Here is a 16,037-nt window from a genome sequence, read left to right as displayed (position 1 = left end):
CTTTGTGTGAGAAATTTTGTTTTAATCCTGTCACAAGTCTGCTTGAGAGGGCGGCTGTATTTTGTTTTTGGAGCCGTTTTCTGCGACTGTTAGGTTGTGGGATATGCGGTTTCTTTCACAACTCCAACATGACTCAATGTTGAAGCGGACAGGTTGTGATTGTGAGTGTATGTCGGGTTTGTTTTTGTTTTTCACATCTGTCTTTGAGTTGTGTTTTTTGGGGCAACTTTTTTATCTTACTTTTTTGTATTACTTTTTGGTGAGAAAAGATTGGTGCAGGAATCTGTCACGGTTTCCACGAAAATTCCAAAGCAGCTCAAAGAGAAAATTTTGCGCCTCAAGATTAAGCCATCCAAAATTTTGCGGAAAGCCCTCGAGGAAGAAGTGAAAAAAAGAGAAGTCCAAGAGCTAAAAGAAGAAATAAACAAGCTAAAGCCGACCCTTGAAAAAATGAGCCTACAAGATGCAGTGAAAAGCATAAGAGAAGACCGTGACAGCCGATGAAGTGCCTCTTTGATGCCTCAGCGATTTTTAGAGCCATAAAAGAAAACAAGATTGAGGTCTTGACGGGAAACTTTACGTTGGAACTGGCAAGGTACGAATTGGGAAACATCATTTGGAAAGACTGTGCCCTGCAAGCAAAAATTTCAGAGCAAGAAGCAAAAGCATTGACAAAAATAATCAAGCACACTCTAGCCATAATGAACGTGCTGGACATAGCTGGCAGTGAAGAAGAAATCTTGTGCACAGCAATCCAAAATAAAATCACATTCTACGATGCAGCATACGCCTATCTTGCCAAAGAAAAAGACTTGCACCTCATAACCGAGGATACACGCCTAATGAAAAAGACAACGCCGACAATAAAGGCTTCAACGCTAGATTACGCTCAACAAAACTGCAAGTAACTGCCCTTCTCCATGTTTTGTCTATCAGCTCCATTTTAATCCAGTGTTTTTCTCCACACGCCCAACATAGCTCCATGTTGAGTGCGCAAAGTTGTGATTGTGAGTGTATGCACCGTTTTACTTATTTCTCCACAAGAATCGTTGAACGGAATGGCAACTGAATCCGTATCGGGGGTACTATCGTGTTCTATTCGGTCTAACAACCATCAACAAGGGCACTATACAACAAATACCTGAAACAATTTTGCTAAACAAAACTCAAGTCCGATTAGCTGAATGCCACAGACAACAAAAGGCGGTTACATCCAACACACCAGCCCAATTTGTTTACATATAAAACAAAAGTTCCACTATGTTGAACAAACCCAATCAGGAAATCCATTAAAATTGCCCTTTTTGAATTAAATCTTTTTCATAGGGTAAGCCGTCGCGGGCACCCATCTTCATAACACAGCGGGAAGCCACAAAATTCCCCAGTCGACCGCATTCGGCAAGGGTTTTGTCGTGTAGTAATCCGTAGAGGAAGCCTGCGTTGAATGCGTCACCTGCCCCTGTCGTGTCGATTACTTGGACTTTGAAGGCGGGTATGGTTTGTTTTTCTTGTTCGTTAGTGACGTAGCAGCCTTTTGCCCCAAGTTTGACAGCGACTATTTTGACGCCAGCATCAAGAAGCACCGCGGCTCCCTTTGGCACTTCGCTTTCTCCAGTTAAGAGTTGAAGCTCCAAAGCGTTAGGCATCATAACAAAGGAGCTTCTAATCAGCGGCTCTATGGCTGCAAACCCCTTCTGAGCATAAACTGAGCCTGGGTCGAAGCTGATTTTGATGCTGCTGGGCAAGCTGCCCACTAGTTTCTTTTGAGTGCGAAACGATTTTTCACCGACAAAACTAGATAGGTGCAAGTATTGCGTCTGAGAAACGTATTCCCACTTGATTTCCCGTGGCTCAATGAACTGGTTTACGCCAGAATTAACGTACAGAGCCCGCGCACCTTTGCGGTCCACAAACCCAAGCACCTTGCCACTTGTGCCCTTCTTGGCTTGGATTATACCGCCTGTGTCCACGCCTTCCTTTTTGAAGCAGTCAATTTGCATTTTGCCTTCACGGTCATTGGCAACTTTGCCGATGAAACCAACTTTACAGCCAAGCCTTGCCAACCCAACCATAGTGTTTGCGGCTGAGCCACCGCACGCTTCAGTGTAATCTTTGATGAAGCTCTCTTCCTCAGCGCCTGCTATCTTGTCAACCTTGAGTAGAGTGTCAACGTTTAATGCGCCAAAGCCGATGACGTCAAAGCGAGTCATTAAAACAGCTCCCGCAAGGGAATTTTGTGCTCGCCTAGTTTGCCGCCGTAGTTACCAGCAGAAATTTTCACGACACCATCAACATCCAAAACGGCTTGGACTCCCGCCTTCGTGGCTTCTTTAACTGCATCCAAGGAGACGCCGTTGTACACTATTTCGGCAATGTAGCCCACGCCTTCTGGAACCTTTGATTCTTTGCCCAAGCGCTTCTTAAGCGAGGGGCAGTAAAGGTGGTTGGTCGTTGGGCCAATCTGCGGGAAATGGCTCTCTGGTTTGGAACCTGCCGAGCAAACATCAAACGGCGTGACCACACCACGTACATGATGAATTGCTGATAGTGCTTTTTCGCCTGCTTCTCTTAGAGCTTGCTTGGTTTTGCACATGACCCAAAAGTTGCCGCCCATAACGCCGCGCGAGTAGCCCACATACCGCTCAATAACAAAGTCAGGAACCATCAAGGGAACAACGATAACTTCTCTGCCATAACGCTGCTCAACCCACTCGTAGCCATCGCCGCAGTGTCCCACACGCTCAATCATGTCCAACTTGCCCTCAGAGTTTGGCAGTGCATCAAAAACCGCGGTAAACGGCTTTACAAGGATGTCTTGGCGGATGCGGTAGGAGAGTTCTGTTTCAAACTTTTTTAGAGATTCTTGGAATGTTCTTTTGGGGTTGATTTCTCCCCAGAACTGCAAGACTGCCCCCACACGTTTATCAGGAGTTTCATCTCCGCTCAGGTATCTCTCTACGCCACCCTCAGTCCTGCCAATAACAACAGACGGAGTGGCAGTGGAATCCGAGGCGGCTTTGCAGAGCGTTTCCACATCGTCAGCAGTAACAATTACACGGCAGTAAATCCCAGCGAAGGCTTCAATAAAAGTGTCCTCGATTTTTTCGTCCAATTTACCCGAGCCGCCCTATGGCTACTCCTCTAACTTTTTCCCTAAATTCGCTGCTTTCTTTGACGAGCGCTTCCATATTTTTAGTGTTAACTATTTGAACGCGGGGCAACGCGCCAGGATACACTGTAAAGAGGTCTTTTAGTAAAGCAGAATTTACTCCGCTTTCCTTCACAGCGGCTCTGCACCAAAACATGATAATTTTCAAAGCGGGTTCTTTTCCTAACCTGCAGAACAAATCAGCGACAGCCGCAGTCACCAGATTGCTTTCAGATAACACTGCAACATCAGCGTTCCGTACAGCATAACCGTTGCCGTTGAAGGAGACAGCTAAACCGCCGCTTTCACGGACAAGTTTGAAGGCTTCCACGTCAGTTATGCTGTCACCAACATACATCACATTAGACATACGTGTGCCTAAACGTTTTACAGCGTTACGCACCGCCTCAGCCTTTTGTTCGCCGCCAACAGTAACCACATCAGTAAGTAGTTTGCCAACGCTCATTTTCGGAATTTCATTCCAAAAGATGTCGTCCAAACGCCGAATTGCATCTTGATCTGCTTGTGAGAAATCTGCCATCGCAAACGCATCTGAGGGAATGTCGATTAAACGCATTTTTGCGATTTCTTGAGCTATCTCTTTGAGGCGCGCCTTCTCTTCTTGACTTACATCATACTTGTCTAGACTTACTTTTGTGCAGTAAGTGTTTTCATACGGGAAGTTGAGCGCCTTACAGAGCGCCTTGATATAATGCTCGTAGCTGGTACTAACGATAAAGACTTCAGCATTAGCCCGTATATAATTAAGAGTAACTGGAGTGTTAGGGATTAAGAGAATGTTTTGGGCAGAAAAATCTTCCATTTGCTTATCTGTCACATCATACGCTTTAAAGAAAGGCAAAATCATGCGCAGAGTACTGCCCGCAGAATAGTTGGGTTTATGAAAAACATCCGCCAACACATCATCATACTTGCTTATGTTAGCAAACAACTTGTCTCCATTGGGGATGAAGTGCACTGAGAGTTCATACGCGTTGTCATTTTTTGAGATTGGCCCTTCACAGTCGGAAATAACTATTTTCTTTACGCTTTGCATCTTAAATTCTCCATATGACTAATACTTTTAGCTATATGATGTTTTGCAGCAACATCAGTCCGATACCACAGAGCGCCGCCTTTAATGGCTTTAGCGCCTTCCTGACTAATTTGACGCGCCGCCTCAATCGTTTCACCAATACCGAGGACGCCGACGGCTCGAGATTTGAGCGCATAGTTCTTACCATCTCTTATTTCCATAGAGCCCGGATAGATGCGGATTCTGCTTCCGTATTTTTTAGTTAATGCTTCTGCTTTAGTGAGGTCAACAGGCGTGTTAACATGGGCTTTGTTAACCAGTTTTGGGTGAACATCAGCATAGCCACCGTAGTCGGGCGGAACCTTGTAGGTCAAAACCGTAGCAAACTTATCCAGCCGAACCTTAGTCAAGATTCCCTCCACCATATCGAGGCACACATCAACAAAGTCATCCTTTATGAGTGGGAGAAGGTTTATGATTTCTGGGTCGCCGGGTCTACTGTTAATTTCCAGAATCTTGATACCCCTGCCAGTGTGCATAAACGCGAGATAAAGTGGAACTCCACGAAGAGCCGAATCGTCAGTGATTTTAGCTTTCCAACCCTTGAAAACCTTATCAACCAACGCAAGTTCCCGCTCGCGGTCTGACTCAGTCAAAAAAGGCAACCAATCAACGGCATCCTTATAGGAGCCCATGCCGCCAGTGTTGGGTCCTTTATCGCCAACAAAAGCGCGTTTGTAATCGCGTGTGTCAGGAAGCGGGATGAAGTGTTTACCATCGCAAAAGCCCATGCAACTTGACTCTTCACCATCGATTTTTTCTTCTATGATTACGGAGCTGTATTTGAAGTTGGAGAGGAAGTGTTCAAAGAGTTGCTCACGAGTAGAGAAGTGGTCGCCCCAAACCCCAACACCCTTTCCCAAAGCAGGCTTATCTGGCTTTACCACAGCTTGATTATCCAACTCATCAAGCCACTTATAAACTGCCGCCTTTACATCGGCTTCTGTTTTGTAATCTTCTGGACGAAAAACTTTGAAGCGCGGGTTTGCTTCAGGCGCAATCTCTTCGAAAAGCACGCGCTGGGCAACCTTGCTCTCTTCGATGGCGTACTCTTTCTTTGGACAGATAACGGGTATGCCAACTTTTTTTTCGATTAAATCTCGGATGCCCTCGATGATAGGTTTCTCTGAACCGACCAAGACAAAATCAAGTTTATCCTTATTTTGCTCTGCGAACTTGCAAATTTCCGTCACGTCTAGGCTTGGAGTGACAAAGTGTTTGGTTGCGTGTTTTGCGTTGAAAGGGTTGCATTGCTTGTCGGCGACGTAAAGTTCAACTTGATAGTTTTTGCTTCTCAAAAGTGCATCAGCCATGGCGACTTCTCTTGCACCGTAAGAAACCAGCAGTACACCTATCTTTTCCATCCCAAGATACACCCTGTACTGAAAGACTATTTGTGAGGGAACTCTTAATAGCAATTACGGCTGAACGTCTTCGGACTCGTATATTCGGGTTGTTTCTTCATAGCCGTCAAGGAACCGTTTCTTCATGGCGTCAGCCATTTTTTGAGCACACGGCGTCGGGTACTCACCTGTAACGCAAGCTAAGCAAAGCTGGTCTTTTGTTTGACCTGAAGCACTAACCAGCCCTTCGACAGATTGATAACAAACGCCGTCTGCACCAATAATTTCGGCGATTTCTTCAGGCGAATGTTTTGAGCCGACAAGCTGCCCGTAAGTAGACATGTCAATACCATAGAAGCATGGTCCGATGATGCGAGGGAAAGTGACGAATAGGTAGACTTTTTTGGCACCTGCCTTGCGCATCTTTTCGATTATAACTTTTGTTGTGTCTCCACGGACAACGCTATCCTCAGTCACTATGACGTTTTTGCCTTTTACTTTGGAGCCTAAAATGTTAATTTTCTTATCAATAGTAGAGTAGCGCTCCATGTTTAACAGTATGAAAGCTCGTTCTGTTACGTAACGGTGACGCCGGGAGGCGCGTTCCCACCGTAAACCCGATGCTTCGTGTACCCCCATGGCTGGGTCATCCCCAGTCTCAGGAACCGATAAAATTATGTCACATTCCTTGACCACGTCAGGGTACTCTTTGACTAGATTTCGTCCATAATCTTCTCGAATTTCATAAACGTACTTACCGTTAAATCTTGAGTCAGGTCGGGCAAAATAAGCGTATTCAAAAGCACAAAAAGCTTCGCGGGGATTTTCGATGATTTGAATACGTTTGAAACCGTCTTGCGAAACAGTTACGAGTTCGCCTGGCTTGAGCTCGAAGTCGCGCTCAAACCCATTCATGTCAAGGCTCACGGTTTCAGAGGAGAAAGCGTAGGTTGCCCCCTGCGGGTCATGCCCAGCACAGAGGGGTTTTATTCCATGGGCGTCTTTGAAAGCAAAAAATTCATCGTCGCCTGTTATGCCTGTTACTGAAAAAGCTCCGTCTAAACTTTCCATCACTATGCGTGCAGCAGAAGCTAAGTCTTTGCCCTGTTTTAAGGCGAGCAACATTTTGTGGCACACAATGTCGGAGTCGCAGTTGTAGAGGAAGTCTGGGAAGTTTTGGGTCATTTCTTTTTTCAGCGGCAAAGTGTTGACGATGTTGCCGTTGAAGGAGAGCGCGAGTTTTATGCCGTCTGAGGAGGCAGTGACTGGCTGAGTTCCCTGCAGTATGGATGTGTCGTCGCATTTGCCTGAGGTTGTGTACCTGACGTTGCCGATTCCGATTGAGCCTGGTAGACGCGCGAACCATTCCTGTATGGCTTTGCTTTTTAGTCGTGGAACTAGGTCCAATTTTTTTTCAACAAAGAATTGTTTGTTGTTGTATGTGAGGAAGCCGTGTGATTGGTGCCCTCGGTGGTTTTGAGCACGTAACCCCCAGTAAATATATGGAAAGACAGGTTGTTGTTCAAAGTTTATTGCGCCAAAGATACCGCAGCCTATATTGGTCCCTTCTCAAACCTCAATGTTGATGTAGTGAAAACACTGCTTTATCAGCTTTTAGTACATATTTAATTAAAAAGCATGATGATTTAACATAAATATGCTTGAAAAGGATGAAAAAAGGGGGAGGGCTCTAATTAGCTCTTAAAACGAAGAAGTGTTCAGGCCTTCTGCATCCTGCCCTAAAAAGGGTTTGAGAATTTATAGGGGCATGGAAAACATCGAACTTAACATTCCGTAAGTAACTTACACCCCGTAAGTAAAAGGGAACGGCAAGTTATCGCTTATACACCATAGCGCTGCTTTTGCTTTATACAAAAAAACTGTTAGCAACAAAAACGATAAAAGGCTTACAAAAAAGAAAGAGGTTAATTTATGGTTGCCATTTCTCTATGATATACTTTGGTATCTCGCTGCTGTCGCGTGGTCCAACTTGGACTTTCCAACCGCTGAGTTCTTCGATTTCGCCGCTGATGCGTGAAGCTTTGCCTGGGATGATGATTTTGCGGTGCTTAACTTTGCTTTCGATGCCGCTTTGTTTGATTGCGTCTGCTACGCGTTCAGCTGTGAGTTTGCGTCCTGCGACTCCGCTGTCGATGGCTGAGCCTTCTGTTTCGACGACAATTAGGTAGGCGTTTAGTTTGTTGCTTTCAATGTCTGAGGCGACTGTATAGTAGGTCAGGGCAAAGTTTGATGTGAAGAACACTGGTGAATTCTCATCCGGAGTTCCGAACACCTTGAGTCCTGGTGCGACTGCGACTGGTTTGCGTGGATCAGTGTAGATGTTTTGGCGAAGCACGGTTGTAGGAAGCAGGGACCATCCGCTGTCACTATGCATGACAAGCACGTCAGCATATCGGACTACAAGCATTGAAGCGATGTAGGCTTCTCGCCATTTTATGAGGTCGTCTGCTGTGTCGCCTTTGTCTACCCAAGCAACCATCGGGACACCCATCAGGGGTAAGCCTGCGAGTTCTTCGCCGCCTTTTGTGGCTGCTCGACGTAACATAGTAAAGTTGTTGATTGTGTCGCTCAAGCCGTCGCCTACGAATGTGCCTGGGTCTAAAACGATGTCTGAGACGCCGTAAGCCATCAGGGTTTTTGCCAAAGACACAAGCGCGTTTAGGTCGTTTGGTGCAGAAGCAACTAGTGGGCAGTTGTACATTAGGGCTAGTTCTGCCATGTCTTTCCAGTTGGTTGTGTTGGCTGCGTAGAGGAGTGGTCTTGCTTTTGGTGCTGCCATTAAGCCTGCTTCAGCAATTACTGGGCTTGTGGTGCACAATATCATTGGCAGGGTGGTTGTTTCTGAAACTTTCTTTACGGCTGCCTTGAATTTGTCAGCGTCTTCTGAAGTGCATCTTACCGCTACCATATCGAGTTTTAGTGTGTTGCCGATGTATTCGAAGCTAAAGTTCTCTGTTTTTTGTACTCGGGAGACAATTTCTTGTTCTGTCATTTCATCGTTTACATCGATTGCTATGGCTGTGGGGTTCGTGTAAGTGAATTCGTGGCGGTACATGACAAGTTTGCCGCCGAGTTTCTTTGCTTTGTCACCAACACCGACGATGACTTCTTTGACGGCTGGCTTTAAGAGTTCTTTTAGTTTAGCGTATGATTTCTCATTTTCTTTTTTGAGAAGCGGCGGACATTGGTCAACAGTCATTTCGCGGTTGACAATTTTTGCGGCAAAAGCCATGCAGTTGTCTACGCCGCATTCTTTACAGTTAATTTTTGGAAGAAGCTTGTAGATGTCTATGGGGCTTAGTTCTTTTAGTCCAGCTTTCTTTTTCTCGCTCATCTCTTTTCCATGCTCCTTTATGCTTTTACCTTAAGCCAATCAGCATATTTGGCTGGGTCAGCCTTTTTGCCGCTTGTCAAGTAGTTAGTTACGTCTTTTAGGGTCTTGACGGCTGCAGGGTGCATCATCATGAATAAGTCAACGCCAGCAAGCAGAAGCGTTAGGGCTGTGGTTACTTCCCAAAGTGGGCCTCTGAGTTCGCGTGGTTCCCATTCAGCGGACATTTTCAGCCAAGCTTCACGGGCCGCCCAAGCGTTCGTTGTGCCTGAAGACATGGGGTGTGCCAATTCTAGGTCGCCCATTAAGCCACCTAAGCGTGCGCGTTCCATGTTTGTGAATGCGTAGTCTAAGCCGTAGCCTAATGCTGCAGTGGTTAAGTCCATAACGATGTCTTCCCTGCCGAGGTAATCGTATAGGCGCCTGTTTAGTTCACGTGCCAAGTTCAGGTCCATCGGAGTAAAGGATAGCACTGCGTGTCCTGCTTTTTTGATGAATTTAGCACAGCGTTCAACATCCATGTCACGTGTAACTGAACTGATAAGGAAACGTTCGCCTGGGAAAGCTTCACAGATTGCTTCGAAAACATCTGCGTCTTTAACTGGGTCACCGCATCCGCCAATTACGAGCGGTACGTCAACGGCTTGCAGAATTTTCTCCACGGTTTTGACTGCTTCTTGTGGCTTAGCATCTTTGAGTAAGGGGTCAATGCTGATTAAGTGAACTGTAACCATGTCTGCGCCGAATTTTTCAACTGCGAGTTTTGCCCATGCTGCTGGGTCGCCAACCACGTCTTTAACGTGCATTTTAACGGCTTTGCTTAATGGGACTTCCATGTCGAAAACGTCAAGGGTGACTACTGGTTTGTGGGTTAGTGGTTTTTCAAAAGTGTAGAAAGCGGGAGAAACTTCTCCGCCTATGGTTAGAGTGCGCCCTCGTGTGCCGCCTTCTTTTTTGGTTGCGCCAAGTTTTACTTCAGTAATTGCGTTGGGGTAGGTTTCGATTGGAGGCAGGAAAGCTGCTTGCAACATGCTGACGGGTTTGCCGCCTGCTACTGCTGCTGGAAGCTTGAGTTTAGGCATGATTTGCCCTGCCATGCCGGGCTCAAAGATGATTTCTAAGTCTTTGACATCCATCTCGAAATCTTCAAGCTCGATTTTCTTGAATCTTGCGAGCGCTTCCATCAGCTCGTTGCTTAGCTGTAGCCCCTCATCGTCTTTCTTTTTGTCTTTGTCATGGTGAGTCAAAAAAATCACCGTTTGTCTTTTTCAAGGGTTTGAATTATGACTTTGTTAGCGTAGATTTTTGCGTCTTTGAGTATGATTTTGAATCCGCCAGCCATTATTGGCAACGTTCCAGCTGTTGCAACTGGCATCATGGTGCCTGCTGCTTCTTCTGTGACTTGGACTGCTTCAGCTTGTTCTGCTGGTGCCTCTTCTGCTGTCCATCTTGCTACAACTGGGTGATTCTTTGCCTTTAGGAAAGCTTTGAGTTCATCCACGGTTTTCGCATCTTCTTCTGTTGCTACTTTGTCAACGAGTTCTGCTGGGATGAAGTCTTTGACTTTTTCTTTGACTTCTTTAGGTACCCAAACAACTCGGTTCCATCCGCCGTCTGCAGCGAAGAATTTCTTGCTTCGCATGTATTCGATACTCATTCCGTGGAATCCGTCGATCTGTCGTCCGCCTGCTGCTGAGTCTGCTAGTGTGCTGAAGGGTAGACCGTTTACAGTTTGGCCTTTGAAGCTTCTGTGAACTACGCCTAATCCATCAACTTCTGGGATGTAGAAGGCTACTGCTTCGAAGCATCCGCAGGAGGTGTGCGGGTGATCAAACGCTGTGTAGAGCCAGACTTTGGTGACTTCGCCCATGCTGCGTTTCTTTGCCATTTCGTTAACGCCGCTGAATTCGCCTTTTTCTGCGTTTATGAGTTCTCCGCGTTCAATTGCAAACACTGGACCTTTGGGGTCTATACTTGCTGAGGCTTTTCCGTCAAACCAGCTGATGGCTCCGCAGTTGCTGTATCGTTGTGGTGTGATGACGCAGACGTGGCTTGGTGCGAATGATTGGCACAGTGCACAGCCGTAGAATTTGTCAACTTCGTCGTCTTTGAGGCCTCTGGCTTTTGCATCGCGTGCTTCGTATGCTTGTACTGCTTCAGGGTAGAGTTCAGATAGTTTTGCGGGGTCGGTTATGAAGGTGATTTGTACTTTTTCGATGATTGGTAATTCGGTTTTGAATAGGCGGTAGAGTACTTTGCCGATTGGTTCAAAACTGTTTAATCCTTTTTGGAATGATTTTTTGCCCAAGCGTATCCAGATGTCATAGCGTTGGTTTAGGTGCATAAAGCCCTCAATGTAGTTTAGGTAGCCGTGGATGCGTCTTTCAATGACTCCTTCGAGTCCTTGGTCAAGCTTTTCGCCTGCCGCTTCAACGAGGATACCGAGGGGGTAAGCGCCGCCTTCTTTCATGTCCTTAATGTCTGGACCAATTATGGTGATTTTTCCGTCTTCGATTTCGTTCATGGGTTTTACTTTGGCGAGTTCAAACTTTTCTTTGACTGTTGGACCGCCGAGTTCTACTTGCATGTCGTTTCTTCTGATGCGTTCGCCTTCGAAGATTACGCCAACTTCAACTGGGATATCTTTAAACATTGACATTTTTTATTGTCCTCCTTCAAATTTTGAAGTCATGACTTTGAGATTGTTTGCCCACTCTTCAAGTGTGGCATTTGGGAAAGACCAGCTTGCATGCACATGAAACAGGTTGTCAAGCGTCATGGTTTTGAGGTCTGGTGCAAAGTGTTTGAGCCCTGCAAGGATTAGCGCTTGCATGTAATAGGGCATGCCAACCATCATAACAAGGTCTGGGTGACCTTTACCGTCAACCCCCTGCCATGAGGGGTCACCGACGCGTTGACCGATTTCCATTGCATTCATGAATGCTGCTGGTTCGTATCCGCGTTTGAGGAATTCGCCGACCATGTGAGCTGTTGCGACAACTGGAACTTTAGATGCCTTTGCCAAATCGATGATGTATTCGATTGCTTGTTTGCCTTCCATCCAACGTTCAGTAACGTTGCTTCCCACAATAAGGAGAGGGCGGGAAGCTTTTTTAATCATTGCTACAGCTATCTCGGGTTTTTGGATTGGGTTTGCTTTTTTAGATGTGGCTATTTCTGCACATTGCCATGGTTCACAAGACATGTCATATCACTCCTTCATTGTTCGGACCATTCTTGGAAGCAGGGTCGGGTCCGGAATTACTGTTTCTTTCCAGTTGTTTGCTTCCAGTATCTTGACGAATTCGTCTTTCATAGTCATTGGGACATCAGCCATTGTTCTCACGTACAGGTGCAGGTCATTTGGCATGACGCCTAAGTAGCGTTTGCTCAGGTCTACGTAGTGGCTTAGTTTTATGCTGCGTCCTTTCCAAGTGTCGTTTGGTCTGATGCAGAGTTTTGCGATGGCAACCATACATTCTTCTTTGGTTTCGACTACGTTAAAAAGGTGTTCTGGTGCTGGACCAACGTTAACTTTGTTACCTGTACGTGCATCGAGAACTTCCCAGTTTGATGGGTCTTCTTTTCTGCCAAGGAGCATGCGACGATATTTGCTGCCGTGTGGACCGACGAGAACGGGTATGCCTAAGCGCCAGAATCCTGCGCCGATTGCGGCGGCTTTCTGTGAGTATGCACCCCAAGCCAAGCCGACTGCGCCAAGGCGGTTGTGGATGTAGTCTGCAATTTCTTCGTAATTACCTCTGAGTGGACGCTTTGCAAAGATGTTTGCTACTTTGATGGCTGCACCTGCAATGTGGCTGTTTGCAACGCATGAGCCGACATTGAGGACTCCTCCAGCGGTGAATTCGCCTGGGAATTCTTCATAGAGGGTTTTGCCTTCGCTGTTGCGGTAGCTGCCAGCGGACATGGCTGAGCAACCTGAGAGCGCAACGATGTATCGTCTAAGGGCGAATTCGCGGGCGATGTCGTAGACATCTTTGCCGCCTTTTGGATAGTTACTGCAACCGACTATGGCGACGATGCCTGGAATTTCTCCGAGAACGATTGGGCTACCGACATTGCGGATTTCAACGTCTGAGACTGCGCCTCTGCCAGAGCGGCACAGGTTGTCTTCGCATTCCATGGATTTTTCGCCTGCTTTAACGATGAGGCTGTGTATCATGATTTTCTGTGGGCATGCTTCTTCGCATCTTCCGCACCCGATACACATCTCGTAGAGGTCGGTTAAAAGTGATAAGTCACCTGCTGCTGCCGCTTTCATGGCTGCTGGAATGGCGTAGTCCTGTGGACAGTTGCGTTGACATTGCTTGCATTGCGTGCAGGTCTTTGCGATTTGTATGAGTTCCTCTATGCTTGGGAGAACATTCTTTCTCTTGCGGATAGGAGCAACTTTTTGTGCTACGCGGACTGCGACTTCGCCGACTTTTTCTGGGTCAAGAATTAGCACGCCTTTGACTTTGCCGCTTACGAGGTCATTAACTATTTCGTCTGCTGGGTCATTTGTACGGTTCTTAAAACCGACACAGTTCTTTTCTGACGCCGCAATTACTGGAGCATTAACTTTTGCCGCTTCATCAGCAACATCTGTTCGGATACATTGCTCATCTAACACTATCACGTCGGCCAGACCAGCGCGGATAAACCTTAGCTCCCAGCTGATTGGACCGACAACTCTGGCACGATTGTAATATCGTGTCATGTCATGAGCGGTGCAACATAAGCCGACTACTTCGATTTTCTCGTCGACTTTAGTATCTTTTGCGTAGTCGATTATGCCAACGGATGGAACAACGTTGTGACCGATGCACATGATAACTGGTTTTGTTCGGTCTACGCTGCCGATGCCGAGTTTAACTAGTGGTGCTTCAGGGTCTGCTTTTGGATAGCCAAAAACGGAAATTTGCGCGATGTCTCCTACTTCCATGCCTACGTGGTCAACCATACCGATGTGGAATGCTTTGGATTCAAAGTCTAATGGGCTGGCTTCTTGACCTGTGTGTGCAGTTGCAAGAATCTGGGTAATTTCTTCTTCTGTATATGTTAAAATATCATCCAAGTCGCCGAGTGTTTCAGGCTTTACACCAGTGACAAGGCGACTAACTGGTGCTTCAACCTTCACGTTTAGACCGCCGACGTCTAAGGGGTATCTGCGGCCATATTTTTCAATTAAGTGGTTTACTAGGTGACGTGAGTGTGCTGTGTGGCATGCTGCTCCAATTGCGCAAGCAATCATAACAATACGTGAAGATTGGGCTGCTATGTCTAAGCCGCATGCTCCGCGTTTTCCAGCTGTCAAATCACATTTTCCAAAAGTACACAGACAGCAAGAGTCGCAGTCGGGCATGTAGAAGGGCTTGTACTTGTTGAGGAGTTTCATGTCCCAATCTCGCAGGGTGGTTATGGAGGGCTTCGGGGTTGGACCCATTGGCTCAGTATAATTGTCTTTGATAACTTTGCCTATGGATAATTCAAGATTTTTTATGAGACCAGCGTTGGTCTTCATTTCATCAACTTTTACGTGGACGTTTTTAGTAGTCAAATCGGAAAACCTCTGTAAAGGTTTATCTCTAGGCTACATTACAATCTTTTTAAACCTTTCCAGATTTTCTAGGCAAAAGTCACGTTCTATCTATAGAAATGCAAGCTTTCCCAAAAATAATGTAAAAAGGTGTGCCTACAAATAGCCTAGAGTTTTGAGGATTTTTTGCACTGAAAGGTACGCTTGGTTATCTTTTGGCAAGTCAAGCAGGGACTTTCCAGACAAAACATAATCATCCAACTGCTCATCCGCGGCGATTTTGCCCAAATACTTGAATTTCAATTCTGCCTCAGCTGTTTTGCCGAGTTCTGCTGGAAAACGGTAGCCGCCTATTAAGTAAAAATTCTTGAATTTCATGTCAACTTCTTTAGCTATTTTGTAAGCTCTCTTGACATGATCCATTGACTTTTTCGAGTGGTCGAGAATATCAAAAACATCATCAACATTTGAGGTGATTCTTCGATTAAGATTCTCAAGCCCAGCTGGCGAGTCAACAAGAATGTACTTGTAGTTTTTAGTTAACGATTCTAGCGCCCCTTTGAGAGCGGAGTTTGGCATGCAGTAGCAACCTTCAACCCATTTGGTGCCGACTGCAAGAAAGTCAAAGTTTGTGCTTTCGTAGAGTCCTTTTTCCCAAATGCGGCTTTCGATGCGTTGGGTGGGGGGAACACCCACAGTGGTTCCGCCTTGCTCGATAAATGTGCTAACTAGAAGTTCGGCGATGGTGGATTTTCCTGCTTCTTTGAGGTCTATTCCAAGCATTTCGGCTAGGTTCTGGTCTGGGTCAGCGTCAACTAAAAGTAAAGGTGCGTGTCCAGCTTCAATGAAGCATTTTGCCATGAGAGCGGTGAAGCTTGATTTTCCTGTTCCACCACGACCAATCGTAACAAGAATCTTCATATCAATTAAACCTCAAAGCGTTATTGCTGTTTTCTTTAGCAAAAGCTCGCATATATTGTCTGTGGTGTGTTTAGATGATTTTGCCGATACGTCTTGAATCATCTTTGATAACTTGCAATTGCTCAGCAGTTGGTTTGCCCCTTATATCGCCTAATCTGCCTAAAGTGCTGTTCTCTAGTGAGCCGTGAAATTCGCTTAGAACATACCATTCGTCAAGGACAGTAAAGCCTATGTGTTCAAAATATTGCCGTATGTCCTTGCCAACGGGGGTCGCCTCATCGATTCCTGTATGCGGTCCTGAATAAGTCACGAAGACTAAAGCGTTCTTTCCCTGAACCTTTGGGGCTGAAGGCTTGATTTTTCCGTTTGCTCGGTACTCAGCAAATTTTTTCTTCAGAAAATTAGTCATCGGTTCAGGCGGATGCCAAGAATACGAGGGACAACCTACGCAGACTAAATCGTAATCAAAGTAATCCAGCGCCTCTGCTTCCTCAGGTTTCTTGACCGTTACTTGCAGGTTTGCTTCTTCTAAGCCTTGCTTTATGGCGTTGGCAACTTTCTCTGTGTTACCTGTTTTTGACCAGTAGATTATCAACGCAGTTTTCATTTCTTGAAACCCAATTACTTCAAACCAGGTC

General features: G+C 46.0%; 14 protein-coding genes. 2 read left to right on the top strand and 12 right to left on the bottom strand.

Translation table 11 applies throughout. The annotated features are described in order from the left end of the window. Positions 1 to 270 precede the first annotated feature (270 nt). Entirely contained in the window at positions 271 to 504 is a 234-nt protein-coding gene (locus tag NWE95_01540; GenBank protein ID MCW4002585.1) for a hypothetical protein, read from the top strand. Next, the gene (locus NWE95_01535; GenBank protein MCW4002584.1) at positions 501 to 908 is read left to right on the top strand and encodes a type II toxin-antitoxin system VapC family toxin; all 408 of its coding nucleotides are present in this window, start codon (positions 501 to 503) and stop codon (positions 906 to 908) included. Before NWE95_01540 ends, NWE95_01535 begins: the two co-directional genes overlap by 4 nt. A gap of 381 nt (positions 909 to 1,289) precedes the next feature. Here NWE95_01535 and NWE95_01530 read toward each other — a convergent pair whose 3' ends face one another. From NWE95_01530 to NWE95_01475, 12 genes are all read right to left on the bottom strand, one after another. Next, entirely contained in the window at positions 1,290 to 2,210 is a 921-nt protein-coding gene (locus NWE95_01530) for a carbohydrate kinase family protein (GenBank protein ID MCW4002583.1), read from the bottom strand. Further along, positions 2,210 to 3,112, bottom strand: a complete 903-nt coding sequence (locus NWE95_01525) for a formylmethanofuran--tetrahydromethanopterin N-formyltransferase (GenBank protein ID MCW4002582.1) — start codon at positions 3,110 to 3,112, stop codon at positions 2,210 to 2,212. The genes NWE95_01530 and NWE95_01525 overlap by 1 nt, the downstream gene beginning before the upstream one ends. Position 3,113: 1 nt before the next feature. Continuing rightward, positions 3,114 to 4,205 (bottom strand): HAD hydrolase family protein, encoded by a 1,092-nt coding sequence (locus NWE95_01520; GenBank protein ID MCW4002581.1) that lies wholly within the window; start codon positions 4,203 to 4,205, stop codon positions 3,114 to 3,116. Then, entirely contained in the window at positions 4,193 to 5,608 is a 1,416-nt protein-coding gene (locus tag NWE95_01515; protein ID MCW4002580.1) for a hypothetical protein, read from the bottom strand. Before NWE95_01515 ends, NWE95_01520 begins: the two co-directional genes overlap by 13 nt. Positions 5,609 to 5,662: 54 nt before the next feature. Then, on the bottom strand, positions 5,663 to 6,994 hold the full coding sequence (locus tag NWE95_01510; protein MCW4002579.1) for an amidophosphoribosyltransferase: 1,332 nt from the start codon (positions 6,992 to 6,994) through the stop codon (positions 5,663 to 5,665). A gap of 523 nt (positions 6,995 to 7,517) precedes the next feature. Then, entirely contained in the window at positions 7,518 to 8,942 is a 1,425-nt protein-coding gene (gene acsC, locus NWE95_01505) for an acetyl-CoA decarbonylase/synthase complex subunit gamma (GenBank protein ID MCW4002578.1), read from the bottom strand. Positions 8,943 to 8,959: 17 nt separating this feature from the next. Beyond that, positions 8,960 to 10,186, bottom strand: coding sequence for a CO dehydrogenase/acetyl-CoA synthase subunit delta (gene cdhD / locus NWE95_01500; GenBank protein ID MCW4002577.1), 1,227 nt, complete (start codon positions 10,184 to 10,186; stop codon positions 8,960 to 8,962). Between the two features lie 5 nt (positions 10,187 to 10,191). Further along, on the bottom strand, positions 10,192 to 11,592 hold the full coding sequence (gene cdhC / locus NWE95_01495) for a CO dehydrogenase/CO-methylating acetyl-CoA synthase complex subunit beta (protein MCW4002576.1): 1,401 nt from the start codon (positions 11,590 to 11,592) through the stop codon (positions 10,192 to 10,194). A 9-nt stretch (positions 11,593 to 11,601) separates the two neighbouring features. Then, the gene (cdhB, locus tag NWE95_01490; protein ID MCW4002575.1) at positions 11,602 to 12,144 is read right to left on the bottom strand and encodes a CO dehydrogenase/acetyl-CoA synthase complex subunit epsilon; all 543 of its coding nucleotides are present in this window, start codon (positions 12,142 to 12,144) and stop codon (positions 11,602 to 11,604) included. A gap of 6 nt (positions 12,145 to 12,150) precedes the next feature. Continuing rightward, the gene (gene cdhA / locus NWE95_01485) at positions 12,151 to 14,499 is read right to left on the bottom strand and encodes a CO dehydrogenase/acetyl-CoA synthase complex subunit alpha (protein ID MCW4002574.1); all 2,349 of its coding nucleotides are present in this window, start codon (positions 14,497 to 14,499) and stop codon (positions 12,151 to 12,153) included. A 135-nt stretch (positions 14,500 to 14,634) separates the two neighbouring features. After that, positions 14,635 to 15,399: an AAA family ATPase gene (locus NWE95_01480; protein ID MCW4002573.1), complete on the bottom strand. Its 765-nt coding sequence runs from the start codon at positions 15,397 to 15,399 to the stop codon at positions 14,635 to 14,637. A gap of 70 nt (positions 15,400 to 15,469) precedes the next feature. Further along, positions 15,470 to 16,006 (bottom strand): flavodoxin domain-containing protein, encoded by a 537-nt coding sequence (locus NWE95_01475; GenBank protein ID MCW4002572.1) that lies wholly within the window; start codon positions 16,004 to 16,006, stop codon positions 15,470 to 15,472. Between the last annotated feature and the right edge of the window lie 31 nt (positions 16,007 to 16,037).

Source organism: Candidatus Bathyarchaeota archaeon (assembly GCA_026014725.1).
Taxonomy (GTDB): Archaea; Thermoproteota; Bathyarchaeia; order Bathyarchaeales; family Bathycorpusculaceae; genus Bathycorpusculum.
Note: the sequence above shows the minus strand (reverse complement) of the source record. Positions and strands in the feature narration are given on the sequence as shown.

Excerpts from the sequence above, each read along its gene's own strand:
- NWE95_01535 (MCW4002584.1), top strand. The coding sequence starts at position 501 with ATGAAGTGCCTCTTTGATGCCTCAGCGATTTTTAGAGCCATAAAAGAA.
- NWE95_01530 (MCW4002583.1), bottom strand. The coding sequence starts at position 2,210 with ATGACTCGCTTTGACGTCATCGGCTTTGGCGCATTAAACGTTGACACT.
- NWE95_01520 (MCW4002581.1), bottom strand. The coding sequence starts at position 4,205 with ATGCAAAGCGTAAAGAAAATAGTTATTTCCGACTGTGAAGGGCCAATC.
- NWE95_01515 (MCW4002580.1), bottom strand. The coding sequence starts at position 5,608 with ATGGAAAAGATAGGTGTACTGCTGGTTTCTTACGGTGCAAGAGAAGTC.
- acsC (MCW4002578.1), bottom strand. The coding sequence starts at position 8,942 with ATGAGCGAGAAAAAGAAAGCTGGACTAAAAGAACTAAGCCCCATAGAC.
- cdhC (MCW4002576.1), bottom strand. The coding sequence starts at position 11,592 with ATGTTTAAAGATATCCCAGTTGAAGTTGGCGTAATCTTCGAAGGCGAA.
- cdhB (MCW4002575.1), bottom strand. The coding sequence starts at position 12,144 with ATGTCTTGTGAACCATGGCAATGTGCAGAAATAGCCACATCTAAAAAA.
- NWE95_01480 (MCW4002573.1), bottom strand. The coding sequence starts at position 15,399 with ATGAAGATTCTTGTTACGATTGGTCGTGGTGGAACAGGAAAATCAAGC.
- NWE95_01475 (MCW4002572.1), bottom strand. The coding sequence starts at position 16,006 with ATGAAAACTGCGTTGATAATCTACTGGTCAAAAACAGGTAACACAGAG.